Source organism: Paraburkholderia sp. 35.1 (genome assembly GCF_050436525.1).
Classification (GTDB): Bacteria; Pseudomonadota; Gammaproteobacteria; order Burkholderiales; family Burkholderiaceae; genus Paraburkholderia; species Paraburkholderia tuberum.
The window spans coordinates 795,869-810,781 of record NZ_JBNDMJ010000001.1 but is presented as its reverse complement, the minus strand read 5'-3'; the positions used below and the strand labels follow the sequence as shown (position 1 = coordinate 810,781).

13 protein-coding genes are annotated in these 14,913 nt (G+C 59.0%); 1 reads left to right on the top strand and 12 read right to left on the bottom strand.

The window, feature by feature from the left end; genetic code table 11:
- Positions 1–31 precede the first annotated feature (31 nt).
- The 10 genes from tssC to OKW27_RS03885 all read right to left on the bottom strand — a co-directional run bounded on the left by tssC (position 32) and on the right by OKW27_RS03885 (position 11,569).
- Positions 32–1,534, bottom strand: coding sequence for a type VI secretion system contractile sheath large subunit (gene tssC / locus OKW27_RS03930; RefSeq protein WP_187612293.1), 1,503 nt, complete (start codon positions 1,532–1,534; stop codon positions 32–34).
- A gap of 46 nt (positions 1,535–1,580) precedes the next feature.
- Positions 1,581–2,114, bottom strand: coding sequence for a type VI secretion system contractile sheath small subunit (gene tssB / locus OKW27_RS03925; protein ID WP_429332844.1), 534 nt, complete (start codon positions 2,112–2,114; stop codon positions 1,581–1,583).
- A 205-nt stretch (positions 2,115–2,319) separates the two neighbouring features.
- Positions 2,320–3,999 (bottom strand): OmpA family protein, encoded by a 1,680-nt coding sequence (locus tag OKW27_RS03920; protein ID WP_429332611.1) that lies wholly within the window; start codon positions 3,997–3,999, stop codon positions 2,320–2,322.
- The gene (locus OKW27_RS03915) at positions 3,996–4,679 is read right to left on the bottom strand and encodes a DotU family type IV/VI secretion system protein (RefSeq protein WP_429332610.1); all 684 of its coding nucleotides are present in this window, start codon (positions 4,677–4,679) and stop codon (positions 3,996–3,998) included. The genes OKW27_RS03920 and OKW27_RS03915 overlap by 4 nt, the downstream gene beginning before the upstream one ends.
- Before the next feature lie 52 nt (positions 4,680–4,731).
- Complete coding sequence (locus tag OKW27_RS03910) at positions 4,732–5,292, bottom strand: fimbrial protein (protein WP_260330355.1); 561 nt, start codon at positions 5,290–5,292, stop codon at positions 4,732–4,734.
- A 73-nt stretch (positions 5,293–5,365) separates the two neighbouring features.
- Positions 5,366–8,203 (bottom strand): fimbria/pilus outer membrane usher protein, encoded by a 2,838-nt coding sequence (locus tag OKW27_RS03905; protein ID WP_429332843.1) that lies wholly within the window; start codon positions 8,201–8,203, stop codon positions 5,366–5,368.
- 12 nt (positions 8,204–8,215) lie between these two features.
- The gene (locus OKW27_RS03900) at positions 8,216–8,980 is read right to left on the bottom strand and encodes a fimbria/pilus periplasmic chaperone (RefSeq protein ID WP_429332609.1); all 765 of its coding nucleotides are present in this window, start codon (positions 8,978–8,980) and stop codon (positions 8,216–8,218) included.
- A 99-nt stretch (positions 8,981–9,079) separates the two neighbouring features.
- The gene (locus OKW27_RS03895; RefSeq protein ID WP_090811826.1) at positions 9,080–9,628 is read right to left on the bottom strand and encodes a fimbrial protein; all 549 of its coding nucleotides are present in this window, start codon (positions 9,626–9,628) and stop codon (positions 9,080–9,082) included.
- Between the two features lie 254 nt (positions 9,629–9,882).
- The gene (locus OKW27_RS03890; RefSeq protein ID WP_090810686.1) at positions 9,883–10,533 is read right to left on the bottom strand and encodes a response regulator transcription factor; all 651 of its coding nucleotides are present in this window, start codon (positions 10,531–10,533) and stop codon (positions 9,883–9,885) included.
- A gap of 793 nt (positions 10,534–11,326) precedes the next feature.
- On the bottom strand, positions 11,327–11,569 hold the full coding sequence (locus OKW27_RS03885) for a hypothetical protein (RefSeq protein WP_090810684.1): 243 nt from the start codon (positions 11,567–11,569) through the stop codon (positions 11,327–11,329).
- A gap of 156 nt (positions 11,570–11,725) precedes the next feature.
- Here OKW27_RS03885 and OKW27_RS03880 point away from each other — a divergent pair, with 156 nt between their 5' ends.
- Positions 11,726–11,854: a hypothetical protein gene (locus OKW27_RS03880; RefSeq protein WP_279613262.1), complete on the top strand. Its 129-nt coding sequence runs from the start codon at positions 11,726–11,728 to the stop codon at positions 11,852–11,854.
- Positions 11,855–11,891: 37 nt separating this feature from the next.
- Here the strand turns inward: OKW27_RS03880 and OKW27_RS03875 are convergent, their stop codons facing one another.
- Together OKW27_RS03875 and OKW27_RS03870 are read right to left on the bottom strand one after the other, a co-directional pair.
- The gene (locus OKW27_RS03875) at positions 11,892–13,319 is read right to left on the bottom strand and encodes a basic amino acid/polyamine antiporter (RefSeq protein WP_429332608.1); all 1,428 of its coding nucleotides are present in this window, start codon (positions 13,317–13,319) and stop codon (positions 11,892–11,894) included.
- A 69-nt stretch (positions 13,320–13,388) separates the two neighbouring features.
- Entirely contained in the window at positions 13,389–14,825 is a 1,437-nt protein-coding gene (locus OKW27_RS03870; protein WP_429332842.1) for a basic amino acid/polyamine antiporter, read from the bottom strand.
- Positions 14,826–14,913 lie beyond the last annotated feature (88 nt).

The following is a 14,913-nucleotide window of genomic DNA, read 5'->3' as shown; positions in this document are numbered from 1 at the left end:
CTCAATCACCGAATGAACGGTAGACGTCAGGTCAGGCTGCATCCTTCACGAGCGGCAGCTTCGCGACGAGACGCAAAGAAACCGTCAGACCTTCCAGTTGGAAATGCGGACGCAGGAAGAACTTCGCCTGGTAATATCCCGGATTTCCCTCGACGTCCTCGACGACCACTTCGGCCGCGGCCAGCGGTCGACGTGCCTTGGTTTCCTGCGACGAATTCGCGGGATCGGCGTCAACGTAGTTCATGACCCATTCGTTGAGCCATTGCTGCATTTCGTCCCGCTCCTTGAATGCGCCGATCTTGTCGCGCACGATGCACTTCAGGTAATGCGCAAAGCGCGAGCACGCGAACAGATACGGAAGACGGGCCGATAGATTCGCGTTCGCAGTTGCGTCGGGATCGTGGTACTCGATCGGCTTCTGCAACGATTGCGCGCCGATGAACGCCGCGTAGTCAGTGTTCTTGCGGTGAATGAGCGGTATGAAACCACTCTTCGACAATTCCGCTTCGCGGCGGTCGGAGATCGCAATTTCCGTCGGGCACTTCATGTCGATGCCACCGTCATCCGTCGGGAACGTGTGACACGGCAGGTTTTCAACTACCCCACCGCTTTCCACGCCGCGAATCAGCGTGCACCAACCGTAGTTCTTGAACGAACGGTTGATGTTCACCGCCATTGCGTAGGCCGCGTTCGACCATACATAGCGTTGATGATCCGCGCCGGCGGTCGCCTCTTCGAAATTGAATTCGTCGACCGGATTCGTCTTGACGCCATACGGCAGACGTGCAAGGAAACGCGGCATTGCAAGGCCGATGTAGCGCGCGTCTTCCGAACTACGCAGCGAGTTCCAAGGTGCGTACTCGAGGTTTTGCGTAAAAATCTTCGTCAGGTCGCGCGGGTTGGCGAGTTCCTGCCACGAGTCCATCTGCAGCACGGACGGTGCCGCGCCCGTAATGAACGGCGCATGCGACGCTGCGGCCACCTTTGCAATCGAGCCCAGTAGGTCGACGTCGGCGGGCGTGTGATCGAAGTAGTAGTCGGCGACGAGACAGCCGTACGGCTCGCCACCCAACTGCCCGTATTCTTCCTCGTAAATTTGCTTGAAGAACGGACTCTGGTCCCACGCAATCCCTTTATAGCGCTTCATCGTGCGACGCAGGTCGTCCTTCGACACATCCATAAAGCGGATCTTCAACTTCTCATCCGTTTCCGTGTTCGCGACGAGGTGATGAAGCCCACGCCATGCGCTTTCAAGACTCTGAAAATCTTCATGGTGGAGAATCAGGTTGATCTGTTCGGATAATTTGCGATCGATCTCCCCAATAATCGACTCTATGTTTTTGTACGCGTCGTCGGACACCGTTGCCGATGTAAGCAGTGCTTGTTGAGCAAGCGTCCGGACAGCCCCCTCGACAGCCTCGCGCGCGCGCTCCGTTTTGGGCTTGAATTCGCGCGATAGGAGTGCGTTGAAATCGGACTGATTGGTCACGCTCGCCGTTGCCTTGGCGCGCGTGTTCGCTTGAAGTTCGGCCATCATTTCCCCATTGTTTCAGGCTGTGCTTTCGTGCGGAAAGCAAAAATCATTCGTTGGTCACCGGTTCGCCGGTGGATGCCGTTTCCGGCTTTGGCGCCTTTGCGAGCGCTTCAAGTAACGCTGGGTCTCTCAACACCTTGCTGACCAGGTTTTCCGCGCCACTTTTGCCATCCATGTACGTTTGCAGATTGGCGAGTTGCGTACGCGCCTCGAGTAGCTGCGCAAGCGCGTCAACCTTCTTCGCGACGGCTGCGGGCGAGAAATCGTCCATGCTTTCGAACGTGATATCGACCATCAGATGACCTTCGTTCGTCAGCGTGTTGGGCACCGCGAACGCGACACGCGGTTTCATGGCCTTCATTCGCTCATCGAAGTTCTCGATGTCGATATCGAAGAACTTACGATCGCCGACGGCGGGCAACGGTTCGAGCGGCTTGCCCGACAAGTCGGCGAGGACGCCCATCACGAACGGGAGTTCGACTCTCTTTTCCGAACCGTAAATTTCGACGTCGTATTCAATCTGGACGCGGGGGGCACGATTACGTGCGATGAATTTTTGAGAACTGGTAAAAGCCGACATAGTGCTCTGAGGTTGTTCGCTCAAGTAAAAGAAGGAGCGGCGACACCGCTCGCTTTCGTATGAAATCCGCAAGCTGAAGATGTTATGTCTCGGAGCAGCGCGGCGATATGGGCGGTTGCCCAAAAGTCTGTCCCGTTCGCAAAAGCGAGGCCGGGTTGGCGTGCGCGAACGCAGGCTCCCAGAGGGCTACCCGCGACGAGTACTTTCAGTGCGTGCCTGAATCGGGAACAACGGTGATTTCGACACGACGATTCATTTCGCGCCCCTGACTAGTTTCGTTGCCGGCGATCGGCCGGGTATCGCCATACCCCTGAATTGCGAAACGTGTGACGGGCAACGTAGCCGTGTTGACGAACCAATCGCGGATGGCCCGCGCGCGTGCCTCGGAGAGCTTATGATTCGCGACGCTGGCACCCACGTTGTCAGTATGACCCGCGATGAGAATTCGCTTGTCGGGATTCGCGCGAATCAGATCGAGAACCGCGTGGAGCCTTGGCTCTGCACCTGACTTGAGCGTCGTCTTGCCGCTGTCGAATAACAAGAGGCTGTCGATCGTCACAGCAAGGGGCGGGGAATGCGCGGCGATCTTCGGGGAATGCGATGTCGCGGTCACGCGTTCAAGCGCGACTTGCAACTGCTTGCCCCGATACAGTCCCCAGCCGAGCCCGGTCGGCACACCGTTGCTCGCATAGCGAGCCAGCTCGGCGGATTGTCTGCGCAACGATTCGAATCGCTTACGCTTCGCATCCGCGCGGGCTGTGGGTATATGCGTGTAAGCCTCGAGATCGTCGGCGACTCGCGTGACCAACCTGCCGTTCGACCATGCGGAGACACCAATCGACACCATCAGGACGACCACCGACGCAGCCAACGCGTGCAAGCTTCCGAAATACGACCGGGCCCACTCGCTCTTCGAAACCCGGAATCTGTCGTTCCGCGCGATGGTGGTAAGTAAAGGCAGAGACAGCGGCTTCGGTTGAGCCTTCGGCCTCGTCAGCAGCGGCCGCAGCGCGGTCTTGCCGGTGAGCCATCGCGTCCATGCGCCTGGACGCATCGGTGGGTGTCCTATGTCGGCCAACAGCAAGCCGCGCAGCGAGAACGGCACGGTGTTCGCGAGCGATGAAAGTATCGATAGCAGCGCCTCATCTTCTAGCCAGTCGAACACTGCATGCCCCAGACCGGCACGCGACGCACGTTCCGGGTGGGCGACAGCGAGCCAAGCCTGATCCAGCTGTTGCCTGAGCGCTTGCACATGTTGCCGCGCGGTTGCGGTCGCGGGTTGCATCGTCGAGATATTCATGGCATCGCCGAACCAGACCGGTTCCACTGCGTGGTCGCTATTCGAGCCGAGGTACGCGTAGATCGCGATATAGCAGGGTAATACGAACGCCCGGGGACCGATGCAAGCGTCGATTTGATGCTTCCAGCGGGAAAATTCGCGGCGAATCACAGCATCGTCGCACTCACCGTCGGGAACAACGGGCATCAACACGGCATCCGGCGGACGTTGATGCGACTCCATCACCGTGGCCAACACGCTGGACAACTGCTGCGGGGACCGGACACGCAACCACAGCGCATCACCGTTACGTCGCAGTGCGGATGTCTGGCCATCGTGTGCAAACAACGCGCCGGCATGCGGCCCGACGACGAGAACGATCGATAACTGACCCACGTTCCCGAGCTGAAAATCCTGATCCTCGTGGGTCGGATGCGATCGCCCGTAAGCTGGCAAAACGGCGGCGCCCGCCCCCGTCAACAGAACAAGACTGAGCACAACGGGCCACGATGGTTGGAGAGCAAGCGGCAAGCATAGCCATATCAGTCCAACTACGGAGACAGCGATCCAGATCAGCGCCGCCCGGTAGCTGTTTCCGGAAATCATTGCGAACGCTCCGTCTGCATAGGACTACTCTGCGGCGGCGACGTTTGAGGTAGACCGCGTACCGCAACGTCCAGACTAAGGTCCATCGCCGTCCATAGTGACGCGATGGCAACCGCACCAGCAATCACCCCGCCGGCGATTCTGCGTGAATGTGAGATGCGTGACACGTCCGACGGCCGAAGCGAATTGGTCGGTGGCATGGCGTTATCCGGTGCGTCGGGTATGGAGAACGCCGCCTTATTACGCAGATGCCCGTTCAACGCCGATTTCGCACGCTCCAGGTATGCGTTGGCGTTTTCGCGTCCGCCGTCGAAGCCCAGCCCCAGCAACATGGTGTAGAACTCAAGTCCGGCGGGGTCCGGATCGCCGCCGTCCACCACCGCCGCGATCCGGTGCCATACCCATGCGGCGCCATCGCGCACGCCATGAAAACGCATCTGCAGCGGCTCACGCAACCATTCCTCGCGCTGGCTGGACGGCAATGCATGCAACGTCAGTTCATCTAGCAGAACGCATTGTGCGAGGCTGACTTCCCGGATGTCCGTTGCCGGAAAAGTTCGATCCAGCATTTGCTGCTGTAGCGTCTCGACCAACGTACTGCAACGCGCGCGCCAAAAAGGAATTGCCGGCAGCTCCGCGCCATCGGACAGCAGTGCTGCATGCAACGCAGTCGCTCGCATGAGCGCGACTGTTGAGTCAAACATAATAAGAAACGTATTCGCGCCGGCACCCTCAGGGCATTTCGACGACATAGGTGACGAATGTATTGACGGTGCCAGCCGTGGCTCGACCGGTTGCGTAGTAGCTGGCAATGAAATCCACCGGCGTCGGATCCGTGGACGTGATCGGAACGACTCTCATCGTAGACCGGTCGCCGACCTTGATCCGCGATCCGTCCGCATTGGCCAGCATGACCTGTACATTCGTTGCCGACGCCGCCCCGCTCGCATTCTGCAGGTCCAGATTCCCGGTGTTGGGATCGGTCGACGAACCGCTCTCGAAATACACGCGCGCCCCCGTTACACCGCTTGGACATTGAATCGTGATGGTAAAGAACTTTGAGCCATCTATAACTCCGGCCGTCGGCAGCGATCGCGTCGAAAGCGTTGGCAACGTGACCGTCATGTCGGGCGAACTCACCAACGCACACGTCTCCGCGTTATAGGTGCCACTAAAATTGAGCGTGACCGAAGGCGAGCCTTGCGCATGTACGCAAACCGACCCCAACAGCGCACCTGCGATCAATCCGGAAACTAGTCCGGCAATCCGAAAGTATCTACAAATATTTTTCATTTTCTGACCTCTACTGTCGGCGGAATCATCTAAGCCGCAGCGCTGGCGCTGACCGGGTATCGACCTTCGCACTTCAGCGAAGCGAACTCACAAGCGCCGCGCCCGCTGAACGTCGCGCTACGGACTTTGCCGGCGGAGACCAGACTAGCGCTGGATCACAGCTCAGCTTGATGCGCGCAACGATCCCCGCGCGCTGACCGCTGTCCGCCTTGTCGTCGTCCGGCACCGTGTAGGGCATCACGCACTGCTCCGCTGCGCGATTGCCCCAGCGCACCAGCAGCTTGCCTTCGTGCTCGAGGCCGCGCAGGTACGCGAGGCCACCCTGACCGACGATGCCCACCGATTTCTCGGACTCGTCGAATAGCTCGGTGCCCATCGGCATGGCTTTGCCTTCCCGATCCAAAACCTCGGCGAAAATCGGCGTGCCCTGCGTGGTCGCAATCTTCACCTTGACGAGCGAACTCGCGCGCGGCACGACTTCCTCACTCGTGTTGCCCAGTTCAACGTCGAGCGACACGTCGCTCGGATCCAGCGCGACCGTGTTGACCCGGTATGGCATCAGCGAAGACACCACCGCATAGCCGTTAGCGTCAATCCTTGCACCCTGGCCATTGATGATCCGGCCGCCTTCCGCGCCTTTCGCTTCGACGAGCGCGAACGCCTGCCCAAGCGGCGGGCTCAGCGTCATGCCGTCACTGTGAACGACGACCGCGCCGTCGGCGTTGAACGCGGCTTGACGGGTCTGATTGCTGATCGATGCATTGACGTTGTAAGTAGCGAACGGCGCGCGATACATTGCGTAACCACCCGCGGAAACGGTCCGATTGTCGCCGGCGACGATCCGTGACGCGTTGACACCGTAGGTGATCGGCGTGGCTCCGCTCGTGTTGCCCGACGCAGTGGCCTGAATTGTGCTATCCCCGTTCGAGCCGCGCGAAACGTTGGTGGTCAGATAGTCGAACATATGATGCTCGTTCGAGTCGACCTTGCCGAGCGGAATCGTCAGGTTCAAACCTACCTGCGTGCTGATCTTCGAGTTTTGCAGGCGCGTGCGTTGCGCATATAGCGAGTAGGACACCCGCTTGTACGCGCTGTTGAAACCAACCTGATATTGCAGATCGTAGCCCTTCGACGCGCCCCAGTAGTTCTGCGAACTGCCGGCGATATAAAAAGAACTCGACTCGCCGATTGGCTGGTTGATATTCAGCTGCAGACGGCTGCGCGTGCGGTAATCATACTGACCCGTGGTGTCTCGGGAGCCATATCGCGCGTACATCGCGTCATGCAGGCTATAGAAGCGTGAGGTCGAGTATCGGTAAGCCGCAACCGAAAAATTCGTGTTGGGCCCTGGAAGGAGCTTGCTGTAGCTGATCCGGGTACTGTAACCGGGACGACCACCAGACACGCCGGGAATATTCGTTCCCGCCGCCGTTACGTCAAACGCGAATGCGCCGAGCGGCGTATTGAGCGCGACACCCATCAGGCCAGCCCAGTAACCTTCCGCAAACTGTGCACCGGTGTAGGCGGTCAACAGGTTTGTCAGGCCGCGCTGATAAACCGCCTGCGCCACCCACGGATGGTTATTCAGCACGGTATCGCGATAGACACCGGTCGTCAGATTGAAACGTGCAACACCAGGCCGCAGCAACTGCGGGACGGACGCGAACGGCACCAGAAAAGTCCGCTGACGGCCGTCGGATTCTGTAATAGTGACCTGAAGGTCGCCGCCATAACCCGTAGCCGGCAGGTCGTTCAGTTCAAACGGCCCCGGCGGCACGCTGGTCTCGGCCACGATGATGTTGTTCTGACGCACGATGATGCGTGCATTGGTATCAGCCACGCCACGCACAACCGGCGCGTAGGAGCGCATGGAATCCGGCAACATGCGGTCGTCGCTCGAAAGCTGGACGCCACGCACGTTGAATGAGTCGAAGACGTCACCGCTCGTCGAGCTGTCGCCGATCGTCAGTTGGCTCTTAAGCGCCGTGACATCGTGTTGCGCAAACAGCGCGACACTTTGCCAATGCGTGCCGGAACCCCGGTTCTGCGAGCTTACCGTGGACCACTGGCGGAAACGCCAGCCGTTCACGTTGAATCCGCTTTGCAGACCGAGGTAGACACTGCTGAAGTCTCCGCTACCATTGTTCTGGTGGGTCGTATAGCCGGCGAGACTGTATTGCACGAAGCCTGCGTTGATCCCGTTGTCCCAACGGGACGGATCAACGTAACCGGCAGCCTCCTTGCGCAATTCGATCTGTGGAATCGACAGATCGAGTTGCAGATCGGCGGTGTTGAACGATGCAACCGATCCCGGTACGGCTTCAACCAGCGGGACGCATTGCACTGACGCATCCGTATCGTCGAAGTCGCCCTTTCCTGCTTCCTTCAACCGCTGGGCCACGCGCTCGGTATCTACGCCAGCGCGGTCGAGGCCAGGCATCGTGAAACAGGGCGTTGCGATATCCGAGCCCGGCACTGCCTGAAACAGGACATCGAAGCGTCCACGCTTCTTACCATTGACGAGCAGTTCGAGCGGATAAACACCGGGAGCAACAGGATTGCCTCGCGTATAGCGTGACAAATCGGCGACGTTGCCCGTAAAGAATGCTGGATTGAACTCGACTTCTTGCGGAACTTCCGCAGCGGGCGCATTTGATGTCGCCGTGGTAGATGACGCATCCGTACGCGCAGCTTCTCCGTCGACACCGGCTTCCTGTTGCGGCAACTCGGACGCCGAGCAGTCGCTGGATGGCGTCGCCGCTGAGTCCGGCGCGCACGCGGCGACCGCGGAATTTGAGCAAAAGACCCAGCCCGACGCTATGATTGCCGCCCAAGCCAGTGGATGAAACCGGAAAGGGACATTACTGAATACTCTTTCAACCGCCGTCTTACTATTCCGCACGCCCGACATCCCGTATTTCAATTATTGATTCTTTTGCGCTTCCGCGCTTTGAGCACCTGTCACTTCCGCCGAGTCCTTGATCGCTGTACCGAAGTCGTTCAGAACCGTATAGGAAACGGTGGCAGGAGCTTTGATATCCAGCTTTCCATCTTGTGGACGGAGATCGACGTGCCCGAACGGCGGTGCCATATCGGGCAAAAGAGCGACTTTCCTGCCTGCCGTTTCTACCTCTGCCGTGCCGAGGGAAATGTAGTAGGGCGATGGGTTGTCCAGACGAACGATGCTCTGACCTTTGTCATTTGCCTCGACATGCCACTTCAGCTGTGCCCGCCCCGCCGTTGGGTCATCGAGCAACGATACCGGCCGGTAGAACATCTTGATACGCGTTCGGAACGCAAGCTGAATCATGTTCCGGTCATCAGCGTCCTTAGGCTTCGGCGGAATTTCGAGAACGTTCAGCCAATAGACAGCCTCACGGTCCTTCGGCATGTCGCCGCCTGTGAACAGGATGCGCAAAGCCTGCCCTCTGTGAGGCTCGACCCGAAATACCGCCGGCAGTAACGTGAACGGCACCTTGATTTCATTCGGGGCAGCGGCCGCATCGCCGTCGTCCAGCCATGCCTGGACCAGGACCGGACGGCTGTCAACATTGTTCAAACGAACATTGACTTCGCGGTTTTGCGCCGGATAAATAACTCGGGTACCGGTAATGGTGATAGCAGCTTGTGCAGCAAACGAGGTCACACTTAAGGCGACAGCTGCGGCGAACAACATTGGAAACTTCATTGAAGACACTCGCTCCTCCACGCGACAGATAAGCGGAATGCCACTTCGGGTTGCCTTCGAACTAGAAGAGCAACCCGATGCCATTCGGCTTAGATTCGCTTACTGGTATGCCAATGTGTAGCGAACAACAGCCGTCACGTTACCGGCCGTGGCTCTGTCTGTTGCATAGTACTGGCCGGCGTAGTACATCGTTGCCGTACCGTCGTTCCCAACAGCAACGAACTCGCCCGTGCTGCCCAGCGGAAGCACCTGCGCCGCGCCATTCGTGAAATTGTGGTCAAGCAATTGCACTTCGACGTTCGCGGCCGGCGAGGTAGTTGCCTGGTTAATGGCATTACGCGTAACCGGGTCCATGTTCGTGGTCTCGAAATGCGCCGCGACATGGGTCAGCGTTGCCGGGCACTGCGACACCGAAATGTTGAACGGCGTGGACCCGCCGACTACGCCAGCCGCAGGCAACGTCTGCGAAGACACCCGAGGCAGCGTGACCGTTTGGTCCTCGTCACCCGAGTTGATCACACAGGTGTCGTCATACAGTTCTCCATTGAACGTTACCTGACCTGTGCCCGGTACAGCTTGAGCGAAAACCATCGGCGCGACGGACAGGCCCATCAGCGCGATCATGAGTTGCGTTACTTGTTTTTTCATGAGATTCCTCTTTGTTGCCATTTCAGAACTACAAACCCTTGTGAAGCCGGGACGTCCAGCGATCGTCAAGGCAGAGGAATGATCTCATTGAAGAAGATCGGTGTTAATGGGCCAATACCCAAAATGAAATACCAAATAGGTCAGTCGAGAAACGGCGTGTCGATTCCTCGAACTGAACAGGTCACAGGACCACCCTACGATAGGGAGAAGGCGCCACGAGAACGACAGAATCCGCCTGAGAATCGCGGCAATTGCTACGAGCAGGACCACTCGCGCACGATTGTGACGAGTTCTACGTCGTTTCTGGCACCGAGCTTCTTCATGCCAGCGTTCTTCTGATTGCTCACGGTCTTCGGACTGCGATTGAGCCGCTCGGCAATTGTTGCGATCGACATCCCGTCGCAGATCATTCGCACGACCGTCGATTCTTTTTCAGATAGCAAATTGAGAGAAGATCCGCCTTGCGCTGCGCGCCCCGTTGCGCGCAACATCTTGTCCGCAATGGAATCAGGCAGAAACACGCTTTTATTTTTGGCAACGCGGACGGCAGCGGTAAGGCTGACAAAGCCCTCGGGACCCTTACCGACGAAGCCGGCCGCCCCCGCGTTGAGCGCAGCTGAAATGATGTGCGTGGAAGAATGCGTACTCAAAAAAACTACTCGTATGGCTGGGGCGACACGCCGGATCCGGTCAAGAAGGTTGAGACCGTCGGCATACGGATCGCCTTCGAATTCGTAGTCGCACACAAGAACATCGACTGGCACTTCGACCAACCGCTGGAGAAGCAGGCCAATACTGTCGCTTTTGAAGCAGACCTGGATGTCAGGACAACGCTGAAGAAGATGCTCGACGCCGAGGAGAATAAATGGATGATCGTCGGCGATACCCACTCTTATTTTGTTCACTCACACTCCATACCACGCAGGTGAATACCTTTTCCTTGCCGAAACACCCTGCATGATTTGTCACCAAAGTACCATGTCATTTCACGCCGTTACATGATGAGAAAGGCGCAGGGCATCTCGTCCCATCCACTCGTCGACTTCCCTGATCCTGTGTGTCGCCACGGGACGCTGCGTTTGCGTGGGCCTAGCCGCACACCTCAGCAGCAAGATCGAGAGCCGCAACCTTCCTGCTTCTAATGAAGCGAACGACGTCGGGAACGCCTATCATCTAAGCGCACCAGGCGGTGCAGTCCAGATAGCCCATATCAAATTGTCTTGATCGTTCCACAAAAGCATTTTGGCACCACGCAAATAGAAGTTTTCGAACCAGTGTTTTTTAAAACGATGCAAAATCGGTGAGAAGTCGGTGTGCTTTGGTAAAGACAAAGCAATTTTTGGGCATGCAACCTGGCATGGATCAATCATGAAGATGGGATAGCGCAACGCACCCCAACTCGTCGGCGAGGAATTAAAACATCTTCGCCTTGCGCAGAGGCGGATTGTACAATGCGCTAACAAGAAAAAAGTCAGCAGAGTCCTATATGCGTCCTAGGTGCAAGAAGTGCTTTCAACATCCAGCCCAGTCGGCCCGTCGCAATGCCCCATCGCCGCCGGCGTCACGGCCGTGTTTCTTCTAGCGGACCGCGCGACAGCAGGTCCGCGGTCGCGGGCCCATTTGCTTCAGCCATTTCTGTGCGTTCATTTCGTTCTCCTGTTGTGTATGGCCGGATGACATCGACGGTGACTCCGGTCACTAATCGGTAATGCGCTCGTCGAATACGGTCAGCGCGGCGAGACTGACGAGACAGCACGCGCTCATGTACCAGGCCGGCGCATAGGCGCTGCCCGTCACGCCAATTAGCCACGTCACGACGAACGGCGCGAAACCGCCGAACAACGTCACGCCGACGCTATAGATGATCCCGAGCGATCGCCCGCGCATTTCGCGCGGGAATCCTTCGAGCAGCAGCAGAAAGCCAGCCGGATTGCCGAGCACCCACAGGCCGATTTCCGATATGGACGTAGTCTGGCCGCCGGCCAGGCAGCACGCCGGGTCGGCGAAACGCGAATTGGCGAAGGTCAGGCTGTAAGGTATTGCTCGACGAGCGTGGCCCAGTAGGCGGAGCCGATCGGCAGTGCCTGATCGTTGAAGATGAAAAAGCTGGGTTTCATTGAAACGTCGCGCACGGCGAGACTGCATCTGATGCAGCGCGAAGGCGCGATTCACACGCGCCCGGCCGACTATTTCATCCGCTGCATTCGCCAGGCCGCGATCATGTGAGCCGCGCGGCGCGCGAGCGGGAGCAGGAGCGGGAGCCTTAAGCCGCAAAATGATTGCGCACGAGATCGACGAACGCGACCAGCCCGGTAAGCAGAACCACGATGAACAGCCAGCGTTCGAGCAGCGCAAACACAGGCCGTTTCCCCTTGCGACGCTCGGCGATGTAAAACCACACGGTCGCCGCCGTATAAAGCACGGTCGACATCAACAGATAATGCAGGCCGCCCGCGTACACGAGAAAGAGCGCGTAGCCGCAGCCCAGCAGCGCGAGCATGAAATCGATGCGCCGTGACCACGGCTGCCCCGCATACGATTCGCCGCTCGCTGCGAGCTTCAACCCATAGCCGGCGACGAGCAGATACGGGATCAGGCTCATCGACGTCGTGAACTCCTTGGCCAGCGTGAACGCTTCTTTCGAAAACAGCGTCACGATCAGAAAGGCCTGAATCACGAGGCTCGTCATCCACAGTGCGGCGACCGGTACGTGGTTGCGGTTTTCTCGCCCGAGAAACGCGGGCATCGTGCGGCTCTTGCCCGCCGCGTGCAGAATTTCGGCGGCGAGCAACGTCCATGCAAGATAAGAACCGAGTACCGATATCAACAGGCCGAGCTTGACCGCGACCGCGCCCCAGGCGCCGACCGCGGCGCTCAGCACGCCAGCCATCGACGGATTTTTCAGCGTGCCCAACTGCTCGAGCGGCAACACGCCATACGACAACAACGTGACCATGACCATCAACGCAAGCACGCAGAGAAAGCCGAGTACGGTCGCGACCCCGACGTCGCGCCGTTCGCGTGCATGCCGTGAATAGACACTCGCGCCTTCGACGCCGAGAAACACGAATACCGTGCCCAACATCGTCTTGCGCACCTCGCCGAACAGACCGGTCGCCGACGGCTCGGGAACGGTCCACAGGTTCCCGAGGAACAACTGCCACTTGACACTCGATAGCACGAGCACCGCGAACAGTCCAAGCGCCAACAACTTGGCGGCCGTCATCGATGCATTCACTACCGACGAGCCCTTCACGCCGCGCAGTATCAGAAAGTGAAACACCCAGATCATCAGCGAGGAACTGACGATCGCGCTAAACGTATTGCCAGCGCCGAATGAAGGCGCGACGATCGCGAGCGCGGACTTGATCAGCACGAGATACGCCACGTTGCCGAGACAGCTGGCGCACCAGTAGCCGAACGCCGACAGAAATCCCGTGTAGCGTCCAAACCCGACGCGCGCATACGTGTAGACGCCAGCGTCGAGTTCCGGCTTGCGCCATGCGAGCCGTTGAAAGATCAGCGCGAGTATCAGCATGCCGGAGCCGGTGATGGTCCAGCTGATCAACGAACCGACTACGCCGGTATATTTGCCGAGCGCCTGCGGCAACGAAAAGACGCCCACCCCGACCATCGAGCCGATCACCATCGCCATCAGGCCCGGCGCTGAAAGTCTGACGCGCTTGTCCATTGCTGCGATCGCTCTCCCGCGAACACGTTCCGATCGAGCCGCGCTCGTGCGACTACGATGATCGACCGCTCAGATGACGATCGTGCCGGTGGCGAGGCCGATCAGCGCGCCAATCGCGCCGCAGGCCGCGACGGCCAAGATGACCCACTCGACTTTCGAAAACACCCGCTGCCCGCGCTCGCGTTTGGCCACCACATACAGCACCGTACCGGGCGCATAAAGCAGCGCCGATAGCATCAGGAACTTCAGGCCGCCCGCGAACAGCAGAAAGGCCGTATACAACGTCGCGAACATCGCGACGAAATACTCGGTGCGCAACGCGCCGCTCAAGGTGCCGCCATTCTGCCCACTATCGTCACGCGCGGCCTTGATGCCGTATGCGGCCACGAGAAAATAAGGAATCAGCACCATCGAGCTCGTGAGATTGAGCATCAGCGCAAACGCATCGGTCGACCAGTACGTGCTGATTACGAAACACTGCACCACGGTACTCGTGAGCCAGATCGCGGCGACCGGCAGCTTGCGCTCGTTTTGTCGCGCGAAGATACGCGGCATCGTCTCGAGACGCGCGGCGGCGAACAGCACCTCGGCACAGATCAGCGACCATGCGAGGTACGCGCCGAGAATCGAAATGATCAGACCGGCGCTGACGAACACGACACCGAATGGGCCGAGCAGCGCGCCGAGTACCGCGGCCATCGACGGCTGGCGCATCACCGCGATATCGGCGCGCGGCAAGGTCGCGTAAGGCAGCAGCGTCACCAGCACCAGCAGACACAGCACGGCGACGAAGCCGGTGATCGTCGCGGCGCCGACGTCCGAGCGCTTTTTCGCATAGCGCGAGTACACGCTCGCACCTTCGATACCGACGAACACGAAGACGGTGACGAGCATCGTCGCGCGAACCTGCGAGAACAAGCCCTTGCCGATCTGATCGCTGCGTTCCCACAGATTCGCGCGAAACATGTCGGCGCGAAACAACGCGATCAGCATCACGATGAACAGCACGATTGGAATCAACTTCGCGACCGTGACGATCGTGTTGATCATCGTGGCCTGCTGGACGCCGCGCAGCATCACCAGATGAAACAGCCAGATGCCCACCGACGACACGAGGATCGCGGTCGCCGTATTGCCGTTGCCGAAGGCCGGCACGAAAGCGCCAAGCGTCGATTTGATCAGCACCCAGTACGACACGTTGCCGAAGCAGCCGGCCATCCAGTAGCCGAATGCGGATAGAAAGCCCGCATAATCGCCGTAGCCCGCTCGCGCGTATGCGAACACGCCCGCATCGAGCTCGGGCCGTCGCTGCGCGAGCGCCTGAAAGACGCGCGCCAGCGCATACATGCCGATGCCCGCCACGCACCATGCAATGACCGCGCCGAACGGTCCGGTCGCGCGCGCGAAATTGCGCGGCAACGAGAAAATCCCTGCGCCCACCATTGAGCCGACGACCATCGCGGTCAATGCGGGCAACGACAGTTTCGTCTCGACCTGGGTTGCCATCGTCCACCCTTCAGAGAAGCTGATTTCCTCCAGAAATGGGCTTACGCGGAGCAGGTACGCGTGCATTGCGCATCTCCTGTCAGTTCTC